This is a genomic window from Chlamydia felis Fe/C-56 (assembly GCF_000009945.1).
Classification (GTDB): Bacteria; Chlamydiota; Chlamydiia; order Chlamydiales; family Chlamydiaceae; genus Chlamydia; species Chlamydia felis.
Genome location: NC_007899.1, coordinates 394,053 through 410,683, shown reverse-complemented (window position 1 = coordinate 410,683; position 16,631 = coordinate 394,053). Strand labels below are relative to the sequence as shown.

Genomic DNA, 16,631 nt, shown 5'->3' with positions numbered 1-16,631 from the left:
AAAGAAGACCCTTGTTAACTAGGAGTCTTCTTTTTCACACTTACTAAAAAATTTGGCATTTTAGTTTGATGTGGAGGCAATCTTAAGGGAGATAACCGTAGGATGACCATTAATATCCCACTCCTCTCCCTCAACAGCATCTGTAAACTCAAATTGAGTAGTTAACGTCTCTTCGCAAATATAATTTTCGTAATGTAAAAATGCCTTTTCAACATCTTCGGATGTCTTTATTTGCAAAACAATACGATCTGAAACATGAAGCTTACGATTACGACGCATTGTGTTAATTTTATTCACTAGTTCTCGTGAAATCCCCTCAACAATAAGGCTTTCAGTTAATTGGCAATCAAGCACAACAGTAAACAAAGAAGAACTACGTGCAACATATCCGGGATCTGTTTCCCAGGAAATCAATATATCATCAATACTTAGAGTGATTTCTTCGGAACCTAAATCAAGAGAGATAAATTGCTGTTTTAGTAACTGTTGTATTCGTTCTTGAGAAAGAGTACTAAGAGCTCTTTGCACATCCTTTATCTTCTCTCCTACTCTTCTACCTAAAGAGCGGAAATTAGGTTTTACGGTTGTTTTTACAAAACTTGGCGTCTCTTTATAAAATACAATATTTTTTACATTAAGCTCTTCTGCAATGAGCTGCTCAAAAGAAGCCAATTCATCCAATCTTTCTTTAGGACCCACTATATAGAAATGGGCTAAAGGCTGACGAACTTTTAACTTATGTTCTTTACGTAAAGAATGCCCTAGGCCAACAATCTCACGAGCATCTCCCATACGCTGCTCTAAATCTGGAAATACCTTAGCAAGATCAACATGAGGAAAATCACAGAGATGCACGGATTCTTCGGACTTGTCTGTTTTGATCTGCTGATAGATATCTTCAGAGATAAATGGAATAAAGGGAGCAATCACCCTGCAGAAAACTGTAAGCACTTCATAAAGTGTAGCAAAAGCTGCTCTTCTATCGGGAGTATCTTCAGATTCCCAAAAACGTCGACGACAACGGCGAATATACCAATTTGTTAGATCATCAATAAAAGAGACAAATGGGCTTACGGCAGTATTTAAATTGTAAGAGTTCATGCTCTCACGAACTTTACCAACGACAGTATAGAGATCGGAGAGAATCCATTTGTCAATCTCACTATAGGCAATCTCTTCCTTACCATACATATCCGCATCAAAACCGTATAAATCCGTATAAGTTTTGAAAAATGATAATACATTTGTTAAAGGTAGGAGGATTTGTTTAAGAATAGATTCAACGCCCTTATCAGAAAAACGCAAATCTTCGGCTTTCACAACAACACTGTTTAATAAGTACAGCCGTAGAGCATCAGCTCCATAGGTATTCATGATCCCTATAGGGCTGGGATAGTTATTTAGCCTTTTTGACATCTTGTTGCCATCTTCAGCCAAAACAATACCATTGACTATCGCATTTTTAAAGGCTGGCTGATCGAATAAGGCTGAGGATATTACAGTAAGAGTGTAAAACCATCCTCGAGTCTGATCTAAACCTTCCGCAATAAAATCAGCAGGGAAAGCAGCTTCTGTTTCCTTCTGATTTTCAAAAGGATAGTGGTTTTGGGCATAGGGCATCGCTCCAGAATCAAACCAACAGTCAAACACATAAGGCACTCTCTGGAATAACTTTCCGTCCTTCTCAACTTTTAACTGATCAATAAAATGACAATGTAGATCAGAGACCTTCGTTCCGGTAATCTCCTCAAGCTCTTTTATAGAGCCTATCACTAAGATTTCTCCGTCCTTACTTTTCCAAATAGGAATTGGAGTGCCCCAGTAACGATTTCTGCTAATTGCCCAATCCCTAGCTCCGTCTAACCACTTGCCAAAACGACCATCTTTAATGTGCTCTGGCACCCAGTGGATCTTCCTATTCGCTCGCAACATTTTATCCTTGATCTTCTCAACAGAAATAAACCAAGAATTCACTGTTTTATAAATTAATGGAGTATCCGTTCTCCAACAGAAAGGATAGCGGTGCATCACAGTGCCATGATAAAAAACCTTTCCAAGATTTTTTAAAGACTTGATGATTCCCTTATCACAACTCTTAATGTACTGCCCCTGATACTCAGGAATCTCTTCAGTAAAGCAACCATGATTATTCACGGGGCAGACTATAGGAACCCGATTCTCCTTACAGACAAAGAAATCTGCCTCACCAAAAGCAGGAGCCATGTGGACAACTCCCGTTCCTTCACTCTCCTCTACAAATGAGCCGGAAAGAATTTTATAAGCCCCCTCTGCTCGTTTATGTTCAAAAAAGCTAAAGGGTGGTTCGTAACTTTTTCCAACTAGAGCTGTTCCTGGAAAGCTTTCTAAAACTTCATAAGAATCTACATCTGAGAACCAGCGTTCAAGACATCCTTGGCCTAAAATCCATTGTTCTCCGGAAGCTTTATCAGCAATACGAACATAAGTAATTTCAGGACCCACTGCAGTTGCCATATTAGACACCAGAGTCCAGGGTGTTGTCGTCCATACTAATAAAGATGCAGGATCTCCGTGCAAAGCAAACTTAATGACTACAGAAGGATCGTCAACTTCTTTATAATTTTGACCTGCTTCAAAATTTGATAAAGGTGTGCCTAATTTGGTGGAGAAGGGAACAACTTTAACTCCTTCATAAACCAAACCCTGATCATAAAGAGAACGGAATACCCACCAGACGGTTTCCATGAATGAAGCATCCATGGTCTTCCACGTAGAGGCAAAGTCTACCCACCTTCCCAAACGAGTTACGTAACTCTCCCATTCATCCACATAACGGAAAACAATCTTTCGACATTCCTCGTTAAACTTCGCCACACCGAAGTCCTCAATTGCTCCTGGAGTCGTGAGATTTAAGGATTTTTCCACTTCATATTCTACGGGAACACCATGACAATCCCAACCAAAACGCCTAGGAACATAATACCCATCCATGGTGGCAAAACGCCCAACAACATCTTTGATTGTCCCTGCAAGAAGATGGCCGTAATGAGGTAGACCTGTAGCAAACGGCGGACCGTCGTAGAAAGAATACAGGGTTTTCCCTTCTCTGTTTTTCAACGATTTTTGAAAAATATTTTGTGTTTTCCAAAAATCCAATATTTTTTCTTCTCGGTTAGCAAGGCTTTCCTTGCTTCCTTCACCCTCTGTATTCATGCTCTAATTATTGCGTGCGTTATAGATGTAAAATCTCCTCCAAAATAAAGATTTCCCTGGTTTTCGTCCACATTCCCCTCGAATTTGAGAAAAATTCTCCTTCTCTTGACAACATTTAAAATAGAGGGATACTTAAATTGCACAAAAGCGAAGAAAAACTTAAAATATATTCTGGGGGTGTATAGGTTTCGACTTGGAAATAAAGTGTTAATTGCATGCGGAGGGCGTTGGCTGGCCTCCTAAAAAGCCGACAAAACAATAAATGCCGAACCTAAGGCTGAATGCGAAATTATCAGTTTCTCTGACCTAACTCAGGAAAGATTAGCTGCTTAATTAGCACAAGTTGTTATTTAGATAACTTCTAGATAACCCGGTACTCATGGACTCCACCAGAGGTTTGTGAAGTGCCGTCATCTATCTGGTTGGAATTCACCTTCTCTAATTCTCAAGGAGGTTTATTCGAGATCACTGAGAGTCGTTGGTTTCCATAGATGTTCTTAGCTGAGGAAATTCAATGTATTACTACTAGGGACTAAGCATGTAGAGGTTAGCAGGGAGTTTACCAAGGACGAGAGTTCGAGTCTCTCCACCTCCATTTCCCCGACTATTTAGAAGTTCCGTATTGCGGCTCCATTTCATTCTTTATCAAAAAAATAAATAATTTCTTGAATCACATGCGGACTTTCATCAGTATCTATTCAAAAACTTGTTTTTGAGTAATAGTTTTATTCAAACCTCACAATTATACAAGCTTAAGAAAAGTATGAGATTTACACAACAAACGGTTTTAGTAATCCGACACAAACATACTCCAAACGGATTGCTGGATCATTATCGTTTCGAATCCTTCTTAAGCTATCTACCAATTTTTAGTACTTTTACAGGAACGCGCGCATTATTAGGAACTTCCCGTATTGAAACAGCCGTGCTACTCCCGACTGGAGGTTATAGTGCAATATGCTCCATTTCCCCATGCCTAGAAATCAACGAAGTTTTGCCAAGAATTCGCAAGGATGCCTGGTTTGAACTTTTTGGAATCAAAGGCCTTTTAATTATTTACCAAGCTGTTCTCAAAGTGCTGCATTTGGTTATGGGCTACTTTAAGAAGGTATGCGGAAATATAACACCAGCATCTTCAGATATTGATCCCACAAAGCAACCCCTTCTTCCCCCAAAAACTGCAAAAGAAGAACTCTATGATCTCTTAGGCTGATAAACTGTCAAGCTACAAAATAGTTGCAGCAGCAGCAGCAAGTTCAGATCGTTCTGTACGCGTCATGAACATATGGCCATAAAGAGATAGGTGGTGAAACTTACCTACTAAATAAGTCAAACCATTGGAGTTTTCATCGAAATATAAACTATCGATTTGCGTGGGGTCTCCTGTTAAAACAATTTTGGTTCCCTTTCCTGCTCGGGAAATAATTGTCTTAATCTCGTGGGGCGTGAGGTTTTGAGCCTCATCAATAATCATAAATACTTTTGGCAAAGACCTTCCACGAATATAGGTGAGCGCTTCCATCTCTAATTTTTTAGCTTCCATTAAAGATTGCAGAGCCTCGGAAAAATCCCCCATACCATTAATACTAAAAAGGAATTCCATGTTGTCATAGATAGGCTGCATCCAGTGTAGAAGTTTTTCTTCCTTAAGCCCTGGAAGAAATCCTATATCCTTTCCCATAGGAATAATAGGACGACTTACTAATAATTTATTATAATTCCCCTTATCAAACACCTGATGCATAGCTGCCGCTAAAGCTAGAATTGTTTTTCCTGATCCTGCCTGTCCCACAAGAGTAACCAATTTTATGTCGTCTCGCAAAAGAAGATCCAAGGCACATTTTTGTTCAGTATTTAAAGGTTTGATTCCCCAAATTTTATCTGGAAGAGTTTTTAAGGAAACAATTCTTCCCTCAGCATCGTGATAATGACCTAGAGCAAAATAATTCTCTCCTCCAGAAATAAAAAAGTACTCGTTGGGTGATGGAGCGATATCCAAAGAAACATCTAAATACCCATGTGTATAAAAATTTTCTACATCGGAAGCGGAGACTTTTAACTCGCGATACCCACGATACAATGATCTAAAAGAAAATCTCTTGTTCTCGTAATCTCTAGCTTCTATTCCTAAAGCTTCGGCTCGCACCCTACGTCCTAGACTTTTTGTCACGAAAACCATAGGTTCACGTTGAGCGATCACTTGTAGTAATTCTAGCGTGAGGAGTTTTCTACGCTTGTCATCATTAGCTAGGTTGGCAATGGAAGAAACTTCTATACGCAACTCACCACCATTAGGAAGAGATATGCCCTCTGCGTGGTTGCCAGACCGTTCAAGCAATAAACGAATGTTGCTCAAAGCTCGCGAAGCATTTTTTGCTGACTCATCACGATCTTTAGCAAACGATTCTAACTCTTCAATCACCGTAAAAGGAATGATGATTCTCGTATTCTCAAAAGATGATAGGGCCTCAGGATCATAAATAAATACACTCGTATCAATGACCATTGTTTTCTTCATTTAGCAAACTCCTAACGAAACAGGGCTCCTACCCCAATCAAGACACTTTATATCTGAAAATAGCTTTCTTAATAAAACTCAGAAAATGCGCGAATAAATACCCTGAAAATCTGTGCTTATATTGACAAAAATTTATTAGAAACCTCTTGACCCTTTTATATAATTCTAAGTAAAAAAAACTCTATTGTTATTCCGCCAAACAAAGAAAAATTGCTTAACACCTTCAAGAGGTTAAGCTAGAAACTAGCAATCAACAACAACAACTGCTAATTCGATTGTCAAAAAAAACAAAGCTCCTCTACAATAACGTTTAAGCAATAACAGTAGAGTTTACCATTGGAGGTCGCCATGAAAGTGAAAATTAATGACCAATTGATTTGCATCCCTCCTTATATTTCTGCACGATGGAACCAAATAGCCTTTATTGAATCTCAGGAAGGAGAAGTTAAGGGACAGGCCACCCTCAAATTACATTTAATTGATGGGAAAACTATTTCCATTCCCAATTTAGACCAAGCTATTATCGATATTGCTTTCCAGGAGCATCTTCTTCATCTAGAATCTTCTCAAGCGCTCCGCACTGAATCCGGTCGAGAGGATGACAAGCTGGGTATGTTAATGAACGTACTTCAGCAATTATCTAAAGATACCGACATTCAAATGTTCTCACCTAACACCCTCATGTCTCCGCTATTTTCTGGAGCTAGCCCCATGGAAATGATCTTGCAGCATATTCCCGAGCATAAAGATCATCCCGATGCGCCTGCGGATGTTTTAGAAAAAATGGTTACCATGATTCGTACGCTAGCAGGAAATAATCAAAACCTTCTGCCTAAAGCAGAGCCTCATTGCAACTGTATGCATTGCCAGATTGGTAGAGCCATTAGTGAAGAAGAAGAGGCAACAGTGTCCGATCAAGATTTATCTTTCCGCACATGGGATATTAGTCAAAGTGGAAATAAACTTTATCTTGTTACCGATCCTTTAAATCCAAATGAACAGTTTAGCGTATATTTAGGAACACCTATTGGATGTACCTGTGGCAAGTTAAATTGTGAACATGTAAAAGCTGTTCTCTATACTTAATGCATAGCCTAGTTCAGCTCGTTTGGTAAGATAATTGACTTTTTCACTGCAGTCGATATAATTCTTTTTTCTAGGGGAAGCATCCCCTAGAGGACTAGATCACATCCTTGTATCGATTTCTAATGTGAACACATTGTAGGAGTAAAGCATGCGAACGTTATCGATTTCTATGCTTTTGTTTGCCATCGGGTCTGGAATAGGTTCAGCAAGTTTACACGCTGCATCTTCTTCTTCAAAGACACCTGTTGTGCAAACAGACAAAACTTCCTTTGCTCCATTTACGGGAGAAATCAAAGGAAATCGGGTGCGCTTGCGTTTAGCTCCTCATGTTGATAGTTCCATTGTTAAAGAACTTTCCAAAGGTGACTACATCGCCGTTATCGGTGAAAGTAAAGACTACTACGTTGTTTCAGCTCCTGAAGGAATCAAAGGATACGTATTTCGTACATTTGTCTTAGATAATGTTATCGAAGGCGAGCAAGTAAACGTACGTTTAGAACCCTCAACCTCAGCTCCTGTTCTTACACGTTTATCACGAGGCACAGAGATACAAACGACATCTAGAGAATCGCAAGGAAAATGGTTGGAAATTGTTTTACCCAGCCAATGTACGTTCTATGTTGCCAAAAACTTCGTTTCCCAAAAAGGCTCCATAGATCTCTATAAACATAGAGAAGGTCAGAAAAAAATCGCTTTGGATTTACTAGACTCTGCCGTCAAGTTTGCTCAAACAGAGTTAAATAAAACTTTGGATGCCGTAGATTTAGAAGCCATTTATAAAAAGATAAATCTTTTGCAATCCGAAGAATTTAATGATGTTCCAGATTTACAGCCTTTAATACAAAAGGCTTTAGAAGAAATTCAGGATACTTACCTATCGAAATCTTTAGCAGAACAAAATAAGTCTATAAGTAATCAACAAGTATCGAGCTCTTCTGAGACTTGTTACAATAAGGAAACTCCCGCGATAACAGGAGGATCTTTATTATCTCGACATATCCGCAAGCAAACAACAATAAAAACCTCTCCACAAACTCAAGGAAGAGAAAGTCTAGAATATTCGTTATTTAAGATTTGGGCAAGCATGCAGCCTCAAGAAAGTGCTAAAAAGCTTACCCAAGAAGCCTTCTATGAAGAAGAAAAGAAGAAAAAGCAGACTTTTGTTGGAGAGCTTGAAATTTACCCCCATGTCGTAAAACATAATCCTGGGGATTATTTGCTAAAGGATCAGGAAAATACTATTGCCTTTGTCTATGCGACAAAAATAGACCTCGAACAATGGTTAGGAAAGAGAGTTTCTGTAGAATGTCTTCCTCGTCCAAACAACCATTTTGCTTTTCCGGCTTATTACATAATCAATATCAAAGAAGTTTCTTAGACTATTTCTAAGTTCGTTTCGAATTTTTTGAGTGTCTAGTACTAGACAAGCAAAAGTAGAATATCTTTTTTGATTTATAGAATTTCCTGCCTAGGTTCCCTAACTTAAAGAAACCTTTCAGAGATTTCTACAATTGTAGAAATCCCCTTTAGGCAATTACCGTTCTCATAGAGTTTATGAGCTTATTGTCACCAACAAACCCCTTGGGCTACTCTAATACACCGAAGGGAAATCTGTTTTACCTTTGAACACACGATAAATATACACGCCATAGGCAATGATAAATGGCAGGCCAACAAGTACAATCACTAAAAGGCTCTGTAAAGTTTTCATACTAGCTGCTGCATTATAAATCGTATAGCTGTACTCTGAGCTTACCGTAGAAAATAAGAGATTTGGGAAAACCAAAGCTACTGAGGATAGTATCAACAGGAGTAAATTGCACGAAGAGTAGAGAAAAGCACAACCGTAACGCTGTTTAGATATGCAAGTTTTTGTCGCTAAACTACAGGCCAAAGTCATAGCCAATAGTAATATCAATACTGGGTATGTAGGGACGCCAATAAAACTCCCTATGGGGAAAGAATACCCTTTGGTTTGTGGTATCATAACCAAAGTAGTACCGATTAAAAGAAGATAAATAACTAAAAAGGCCGATAAAACATAAGAAAAACGTTTAACAATACGATGATGCAATTCCCCGGAAGTTTTCATTAAAGTAAACGTTGCTCCATGAATAGAAAAAGCACTGACAACAAGAGCCCCACACAAGAATGCATAGGGACGGAAAAATAGTAGCCAAGATAGCGAGGAATATTGTGTCGTTGGAGACATAGGCAATCCTAAAATCATATTCCCTACTATAGCTCCTAGGAAGAAACTAATAGCGATACCTGATACACAGAAAACAACATCCCAAAAAGCTTTCCATTTCGTAGATTCCGCTTTACTGCGAAACTCTAAAGAACATCCCCTAAAGATATAGAGTAAAACTAGGGTCCATATTGGCATGTAAAAAATGGACAATAATGCGCCATAGGCAGAGGGAAATCCTGCAAAAAGTCCGCCAAAAATAATAATGAGCCAAACCTCATTACCATCCCAAACAGGTCCTATGGAATTAAGTAAGACGCGTCGTTCTTCATCCGCCCGAGATATGAAATAGATTGTACTCAAACCTAAATCAAAACCATCCCCCAAAGAATAAGCGAATACCGCAACTACTAGTATAGCATACCAAGCTATCGGTAACATTGAAGCTAATGAAAATTCCATGATTATACTTCCACCTCATTAAGATCGTTTTGATCTGGTCCTCGTTGTATTTTTTTCCATAAAAGAAAGAGGAATAAAGATAAGAGACAAACAAACACTAGACTAAATAAAATCAGAGATTGGGCTACCTGCTCTCCGCTCACGATAGGAGAAGCAGCATCATTGGTTTTTAATAGGCCATAAACAACCCAAGGCTGTCTTCCCATCTCCGCAGCGAACCAACCCACCTCATTACATATTTCGGGGCAGAGGACAGAGAAGGATAGCATAGTTAAGATGAAAGGTTTTAATGCCCAGCGTCTTTTCTTATAGGCAAACCATGTGATGATTACTAAAAGTACCATAAGCCCCCAAAGCATAACCATAAGATGATAAAACTGAAAAACCATCTGCACTTTAGGCCACTCATCTTGAGGAGTTTGATCAAGACCTGCAACCGGAGTTTTAGTATTTCTATGAACTAAAAAGGAAAGACCTCCAGGAAGAGGTAAGCCTATCACCTTTTGATTCTCTACATCAACATAACCGAATAGGTAAATCGGACTATACTCTTGGGTTTTAAACAGACCTTCAAAAGCAGCTAATTTTGCAGGTTGATGCTTAGCAACACCACGCGCAGTAACATCGGCGGACCACAATTGTAATATAAGCACAAGAATTCCGGTAATCGCGCCTAACTTCAATCCCTGACGAGCAAATTCTATATAACGTTGTTTACGTAAATAATACGCACTTACACTAATAACCAGGAAAATACCCGATAGCCAAGCTCCCAAGACCACATGAGTATAGCGATCCATACTTGAGGGAGAGAAAACTACCTTCCAAAATGAAGTCATGATAGGAACAAGTTGACCATTATGTATGGCCAGTTCATAACCAGACGGCGTTTGCATCCAAGAATTGGCACATACTATCCAAAAAGCGCTCATATGAGCTCCCACAGCCACCATACACGTAGAGAAGAAATGTATTTTCTTAGAAACTTTATGACGTCCGAATAACAACACGCCTAAAAATCCTGATTCTAGGAAAAAAGCAAACACACCTTCACTTCCTAACAGGGTGCCGAAAACGTTCCCTGTATACTCAGAAAACCTCGACCAATTAGATCCAAAAGAAAAAATCTGCATGATTCCAGTAACCACGCCAATCACAAATGTTAACGCAAATACGCCAATCCAAAACCAGGTTAGTTGTTTATAAATATTCTTCTTCGTAACTAGATACAAGCCCTCCATTAAAATAAGCATCATGCTAAGGCCCATACTTAAAGGAACAAACAAATAGTGAAACGCAATAAATAAACCAAACTGTATTCTAGATAAAATCACCGTATCCATATGTCCGCCAGAAATCCGAGAACAAATAAAAAAGTTGTAATGTGAAGTATATAACAAACTATTGCAACTACAAAATACTTTGCTGTTAACCTTTTTCTCTATATGCTACAGTAGTATATTATCTTCTTTTAGAAAGCAGTCGCTTGCCTTTAAGGTGAGAATCTCTTCAAGTGTTCTATTCTAGGAAACTAGTAAAGCTATGCCCATAGATATTACTTACTACATAACATCCTTGTTAGAAATAGCTCTAATCTGGGTAGTATTAAACTATCTGTTAAAGTTCTTTTGGGGAACTCGGGCTATGGACGTAGTCTTTGGGTTGCTTGCCTTTTTGTTTCTATTTGTCCTAGCAGATAAATTACATTTTCCTATTATCCGACGATTAATGCTACATGTTGTTAATGTTGCAGCCATTGTCGTTTTCATTATTTTCCAACCTGAAATACGCCTTGCCTTATCTCGGGTACGATTTCATGGTAGGAAGATTGTTATCGATTTACAAGATCAATTTATTGAGCATCTGACCTCATGTATTTATCAAATGTCAGAGAGACAAGTGGGCGCTCTTGTTGTTCTTGAAAACAAAGATTCTTTCGACGAGTTCTTAAGTTTTTCTTCAGTAAAAATTAATGCAGATTTTTCTGAAGAGCTCTTAGAGACAATATTTGAACCCTCCTCCCCTCTTCATGATGGAGCTGTTATTCTTAGAGCAGAAACCATAGCCTACGCACGAGTTGTTCTTCCCCTAGCTCAGGATACAACTCAGTTATCACGTTCTATGGGAACTCGTCATCGTGCAGCTCTGGGAGCTAGCCAGCGTACCGATGCTCTTATTATTATCGTCTCTGAAGAAAATGGTTATGTATCGTTATCCCGGGATGGAATTTTAACTCGCAGAGTAAAAATGGATAGATTCAAGGCTGTACTGAGAAGCATTCTTACCCTGAAAGAACAAAAACGCAAACCCTTTAGTTCATGGATTTGGAAAAAATGATCGATTTCTTTTCTCGTTTTTTCATTCGTAATTGGCTACGAAAAGTCGTGTCTCTGGGTTTTGCCATCATCATTTGGGTTCTCGTAGGGCAATCGGTCACTATTACTCGTACGTTAAATAACATCCCCGTTCGTATTATAGACCTTGATCCTGATCAAACAGTATTAGGACTACAGAATAATGGTCTATTAGATAAAAAAGTCTCTTTAACAATTACAGGAAATAAAAATACTGTTCACGATCTGCGATCCACGAATTTAGAAGTTGTTATTAGTGCCTCAGGGCATACAGAAAGCTGGATAGCCACTATTGATAAGTATAATCTTGTAAGTCTAGATGGAGAGACAAATATTCGCAGAGATATTCACAATGTGTCTGCTGATGATATTTTCATTCGCCTTACCCAATACGTCACAGAAGATATTACTGTCACGATCACGACTCCCGTAGGTAGTCCTCCTAAGGGTTACGAATATTTAGATGTTTGGCCAAAATACCTTATTCAAAAAGTCAGCGGTCCCAAAGAATATGTAAATGCTCTTAAGGAACAAGGACTAGAACTTACCTTCAATCTAAACAAAGTATCTTTCGAAGAGCTAGAGAGAAATCGTATAGCTCAAGGAAATCGCGATGAGATTATCTTCCCTATTCCTGAAGAATGGAAAAAAATTCTCATACCTTTTGGGAACACAAATACGTATGAAAATCTAAATGATCCTCAAGCGGATTTCTTACGTCTACTATTTTTAAAACAGGAATTAATTCCCTTAAATCTGAGTCTTCCTGTTTTACTCTTCTTCCCTGTGAAATATAGTAATACGTTCAATCCTCTAGCCTATACTTTGGAGGCTTCCCCCCCTATTGTTCTTAACCAGGGCATTTATCAAATCGATATTCCTCTCTATGCAAAAGATGTCAGTAAGCTATTCTTAGATGTTGTGAAGAATAACATTGCCTTGGCTGTTGTTATGGCTCCCTCTCAAGGGAATAACTCAGTGAATTGGGCTGTAGAATTTATCGATGAAAAAACTCTTGAAGATACCTTTGTTCAAGCACTCATGGCTCAAGAACATGGAATTCTCCATGATTTTGCTCTAATTGACGAAACAGGAATACGCCATCGATTCCGCGAATATTTGAGGAAGCTTTCTTTATTTGGTAAAGACGGGACTCCGTTAAATCTTTCTGCGGAGATTTCCCATAATAAAGTTATTATTCGTTCAAAACCTAGGGTAAAGTCACAACTACATAAACAAGATTGGTAGCGATTCCCATTCAAAATATTGGATATTCCTAATTAATAGCTTGTGCTGTTGCTGTTAGTAAAAATAGATGGAAGTGTTATCTGAGCTATTATAGTGTCGATGATATCCACGCATCGGTATTCAGAGAACGACCTTTCGATAAATAAAGGGAAAGAGCATTCATTCACCCTCCAAGCTCTTGTTATATTGTATAGGGTGGGTATCCTAAGTCATGTTAAAGAATTTGCATCGAGGAAAACAAAGCATTGTAGATTTTTTCGGTTACTATCTAGGAATCTCGTTAATTGGTATTCTTAAGCGAATCCCTCATTCTCTACTAAGTCGCTTGGGAAAAGCTTTGGGGTCTATCGTTTTTTATACTGTACCCAACTATAGGAAAACAGCACTAACAAATTTAGCTTTAGCCTTCCCAGATAAGTCTTTTACAGAAAGACGCCGTATCGCGAAACATTCCATACAACATGTGATGATTACTGTTTTAGAGTTATTAGCAGTAGAGGGACTCATTGGTAATCTTGATAATTTAATTTCCATTGCTACGGCGGAAACCTCTCCTGAGGGATTTTGCCATGATGAGGTGCTTACACAAGAGGAATTAGAAGACACGTTTTCTAATCTAAGTAACAACGAAGGCATCATCCTATTCTGTGGTCATCAGGCAAATTGGGAACTTCCCTTTCTGTATATTACCAAGGACTATCCGGGCCTAGCTTTTGCAAAACCAATAAAAAACGCGCGATTAAATCAAAAAATTTTCTCACTTAGAGAGATATTTAAAGGAAAAATCGTCTCCCCAAAGCATGGAATTCACTCTGCTATTCAGGCCTTACAAAAAGGTCACGTTATTGGCATAGTCGGCGATCAGGCGCTATTAATATCCCCGTATTCTTATCCTCTATTTGGAAACGAAGCTTTTACAACGACTTCCCCAGCTTTATTAGCGTATAAAACAGGTAAACCCGTAGTGGCGGTATCAGTATTCCGTCATAACCATGGGTATACGATTGTTCCTAGCAAAAAGTTCTATGCAGATAAATCTTTGCCCATCAAAGACTCTGTAGCCTCTCTGATGAACAACCTTATGAGATTTTTAGAAAAAGGAATTGCTTATCAGCCGCAACAGTGGATGTGGATGCATAAACGATGGAAACGCAAACTCTACAACAAACTGAAAAAAAAATACGCCTACAGTCATATTCTCGTTATTGTGAACGCTTCTGATCTCGAAAACTCTAAGGATTTTCTTATAGACCTAGCAGAACTTTACTCTGGATCCTCGTTAACTTTAGCTCTATATAACCCTGTTAATGAAAAAGTACCTTATGAAGGTCTATCCTCGTATATTATAAAGGAATTCCCTAGCCTTTCTCTCTTGCGTTCTCTTCCCAATAGTTTCCCGGCGATATTTGATCTCGCAGAATTACCCAAGGACTTGCATAAACACTTTAAAAATACCGGATCCATAGCTCTTTATACTCGAAAAACCCTGAGAAAAAAACTACCGCACCCTAATGCTAGTTTAATTACAGCATTAAGTTCTGTCTCAAAAAAATCTCAAACTATCGCTTAAGAAATTTTTTGATTTTTTTCTGAGTTTAGATGAACATGTTCTTTATATGTTTACACCAGAAAAATTCTATGTGCTTAACAGAATGTTTAGGATCCTCATTTGAATGTGCCCTTAACTGCATTTGCTGTGGTCAAAACTCTCAGAACAACAAACGAATTCTAGCTCTCATTTCAGCAGTGGTATTTGCTATATTAGCCATAGCTTCTGTTGTTGTTTTTTCACTAATATGTGCTGGCACAATTCAGATTCTTGACACCTTTTGGGGAGTCAGCAAATATATTATCACCCCGATACTCCTGGTCGTGGCCCTTGTTACAGTTTCGCTATCTGCAGGATGTTTCAAAGCAAAAAACCGCTTTTTATAAGAAGTAAGAGAGCATCAGCTTATTTAGCTGATGCTGTAATGATGTCATTTACTGTTGTCAAAGTCAGATTATTTGTATCTTTCATTTGCGCACCACGACTCAGGACTAAAACTTTATCGTAATTTGATAAAATTCCCCTTTCGATACCATAAACACAAGCTTGATGCCGCCATACAGCACGGACGGATTCCTCTGTAAGCATAGGGTACACACCCCACTCTAAGGCAAGCCTATAGTACACATCTCGATTAGGTGTAACAGCAATGATTGGGAAGCGAGGACGGTATTTGGAAAGAAAAATCGGAGATCCTCCAGATTCCGTATAAACAATAATAGCTCTAGCCTCTGCTTTTTCTGCAATTTGAATTCCTGATAAGCCTATAGATTGAAGATAAGGAGATACCTTAACAGCACATTCACTATCATTAAGATTAAGGAAAGAGCTATAATTGAGATTTTTTTCTGTCTCCTGAATCACAGATCGCATAATTTTAACGGCTGCTATAGGATAACTTCCTGAAGCTGTTTCTCCCGATAACATTACTGCAGACGTACCGTCATAAATAGCATTAGCAATATCCGAAACTTCAGCACGAGTTGGCAATACATTGCGAATCATAGATTCTAACATTTGCGTAGCGGTAATACAAAAACGTCCAGTTTCACGAGACACTCTTGCCATGAACTTTTGTAAAGTGGGGACTTCTACAACAGAAAGCTCAATTCCTAAATCCCCTCGGGCAATCATAATCCCGTCTGAAGCCTGGGCAATCTTAGAGAAATTTTCCACGCCCAACCGATTTTCTATCTTAGCAATAATTGGCATATCTGCACGTCCAAAATCTGCTAGGCATTTACGCATGCTTTCTATATCTTCTGCACAGCGAACGAAAGAAGCTGCAATAACATCAACACCTTGTTCAACCCCGAACTTAAGATCAGCGATATCCTTATCCGTCATGAATGGCAATGCAAGATCTATTTCTCTGATACTCAAAGACTTATTGGATTTTAACTCTCCGGAATTAATAAATTCTAATTCCAGATGATCATCACCGGTAGAAACCACAATCGCTTGAATATATCCATCATCTATCAGGACTTCTGCACCTTCACGCACAAAAGGAAACACACACCGAGGATGTAAAGTAATTCCCTCTTCCATAGACCCTTCGATATCTTTCCCTACTAAGGTGATTTTCTGACCCCGAGATACCTTGATTGGTGTAGGAACCTTTCCCAAGCGAACTTCGGGTCCCTTAGTATCTAACATGATGGCTAAAGGAGCACCCTTACTTTCTCGCAATTCTTTAAGGAGACGGATTGTCTGACCATGACTTTCATGAGTACCATGGCTAAAATTTAACCTAGCAACATTCATTCCTGCGTCTAAGAGCTTCTCTAGCATTTCTGGGGTATTTGTTGCTGGACCTATAGTACAAATGATTTTCGTTCTTGCGATCATACTTCCCTAACTTCTCAAACCAATCAAAAACTTGTTTACTCTGTAGCTAACACGCGTTTACAAAAATAATTCAATAGACTCTTAAGAATATCAAACGTGATTCGCTACACACAATTAAGATACATGATTCTATCTTAATTTGTATGTTGACATGCCTAACCTTATACTATTTCATGAAAA

Annotated in this window: 12 protein-coding genes and 1 other RNA gene; 8 read left to right on the top strand and 5 right to left on the bottom strand. The window is 38.6% G+C overall.

From position 1 onward, the window contains the following. Positions 1-60 precede the first annotated feature (60 nt). On the bottom strand, positions 61-3,192 hold the full coding sequence (gene ileS / locus CF_RS01755) for an isoleucine--tRNA ligase (protein WP_011457899.1): 3,132 nt from the start codon (positions 3,190-3,192) through the stop codon (positions 61-63). Between the two features lie 173 nt (positions 3,193-3,365). On the opposite strand from ileS, the gene ssrA reads away from it, so the two are divergent. Next, positions 3,366-3,790: a transfer-messenger RNA gene (gene ssrA / locus CF_RS05155) on the top strand. Between the two features lie 165 nt (positions 3,791-3,955). Beyond that, on the top strand, positions 3,956-4,405 hold the full coding sequence (locus CF_RS01750) for a hypothetical protein (protein WP_011457898.1): 450 nt from the start codon (positions 3,956-3,958) through the stop codon (positions 4,403-4,405). Positions 4,406-4,417: 12 nt separating this feature from the next. On the opposite strand, the gene CF_RS01745 is transcribed toward CF_RS01750, so the two are convergent. After that, on the bottom strand, positions 4,418-5,710 hold the full coding sequence (locus tag CF_RS01745; RefSeq protein ID WP_011457897.1) for a PhoH family protein: 1,293 nt from the start codon (positions 5,708-5,710) through the stop codon (positions 4,418-4,420). A 348-nt stretch (positions 5,711-6,058) separates the two neighbouring features. Between CF_RS01745 and CF_RS01740 the strand changes: the two genes are divergently transcribed. Together CF_RS01740 and CF_RS01735 are read left to right on the top strand one after the other, a co-directional pair. After that, complete coding sequence (locus CF_RS01740) at positions 6,059-6,796, top strand: hypothetical protein (protein ID WP_011457896.1); 738 nt, start codon at positions 6,059-6,061, stop codon at positions 6,794-6,796. A gap of 148 nt (positions 6,797-6,944) precedes the next feature. Next, positions 6,945-8,174 (top strand): SH3 domain-containing protein, encoded by a 1,230-nt coding sequence (locus tag CF_RS01735; protein WP_011457895.1) that lies wholly within the window; start codon positions 6,945-6,947, stop codon positions 8,172-8,174. Positions 8,175-8,387: 213 nt separating this feature from the next. On the opposite strand, the gene cydB is transcribed toward CF_RS01735, so the two are convergent. Beyond that, positions 8,388-9,449, bottom strand: a complete 1,062-nt coding sequence (cydB, locus tag CF_RS01730; protein WP_011457894.1) for a cytochrome d ubiquinol oxidase subunit II — start codon at positions 9,447-9,449, stop codon at positions 8,388-8,390. Positions 9,450-9,451: 2 nt separating this feature from the next. Continuing rightward, positions 9,452-10,792 carry a cytochrome ubiquinol oxidase subunit I gene (locus CF_RS01725; RefSeq protein ID WP_011457893.1) on the bottom strand — a complete coding sequence of 447 codons (1,341 nt, stop codon included), beginning with the start codon at positions 10,790-10,792 and terminating at the stop codon, positions 9,452-9,454. Positions 10,793-10,991: 199 nt separating this feature from the next. On the opposite strand from CF_RS01725, the gene cdaA reads away from it, so the two are divergent. The 4 genes from cdaA (at position 10,992) to CF_RS01705 (ending at position 14,986) form a co-directional block, all read left to right on the top strand. Further along, complete coding sequence (gene cdaA / locus CF_RS01720; protein ID WP_011457892.1) at positions 10,992-11,786, top strand: diadenylate cyclase CdaA; 795 nt, start codon at positions 10,992-10,994, stop codon at positions 11,784-11,786. Then, the gene (locus CF_RS01715; RefSeq protein ID WP_011457891.1) at positions 11,768-13,051 is read left to right on the top strand and encodes a CdaR family protein; all 1,284 of its coding nucleotides are present in this window, start codon (positions 11,768-11,770) and stop codon (positions 13,049-13,051) included. Before cdaA ends, CF_RS01715 begins: the two co-directional genes overlap by 19 nt. A gap of 211 nt (positions 13,052-13,262) precedes the next feature. Then, positions 13,263-14,621: a lipid A biosynthesis lauroyl acyltransferase gene (locus CF_RS01710; RefSeq protein ID WP_011457890.1), complete on the top strand. Its 1,359-nt coding sequence runs from the start codon at positions 13,263-13,265 to the stop codon at positions 14,619-14,621. 68 nt (positions 14,622-14,689) lie between these two features. Continuing rightward, on the top strand, positions 14,690-14,986 hold the full coding sequence (locus CF_RS01705; RefSeq protein WP_041467943.1) for a hypothetical protein: 297 nt from the start codon (positions 14,690-14,692) through the stop codon (positions 14,984-14,986). 19 nt (positions 14,987-15,005) lie between these two features. On the opposite strand, the gene pyk is transcribed toward CF_RS01705, so the two are convergent. Then, on the bottom strand, positions 15,006-16,451 hold the full coding sequence (pyk, locus tag CF_RS01700) for a pyruvate kinase (protein WP_011457888.1): 1,446 nt from the start codon (positions 16,449-16,451) through the stop codon (positions 15,006-15,008). Positions 16,452-16,631 lie beyond the last annotated feature (180 nt).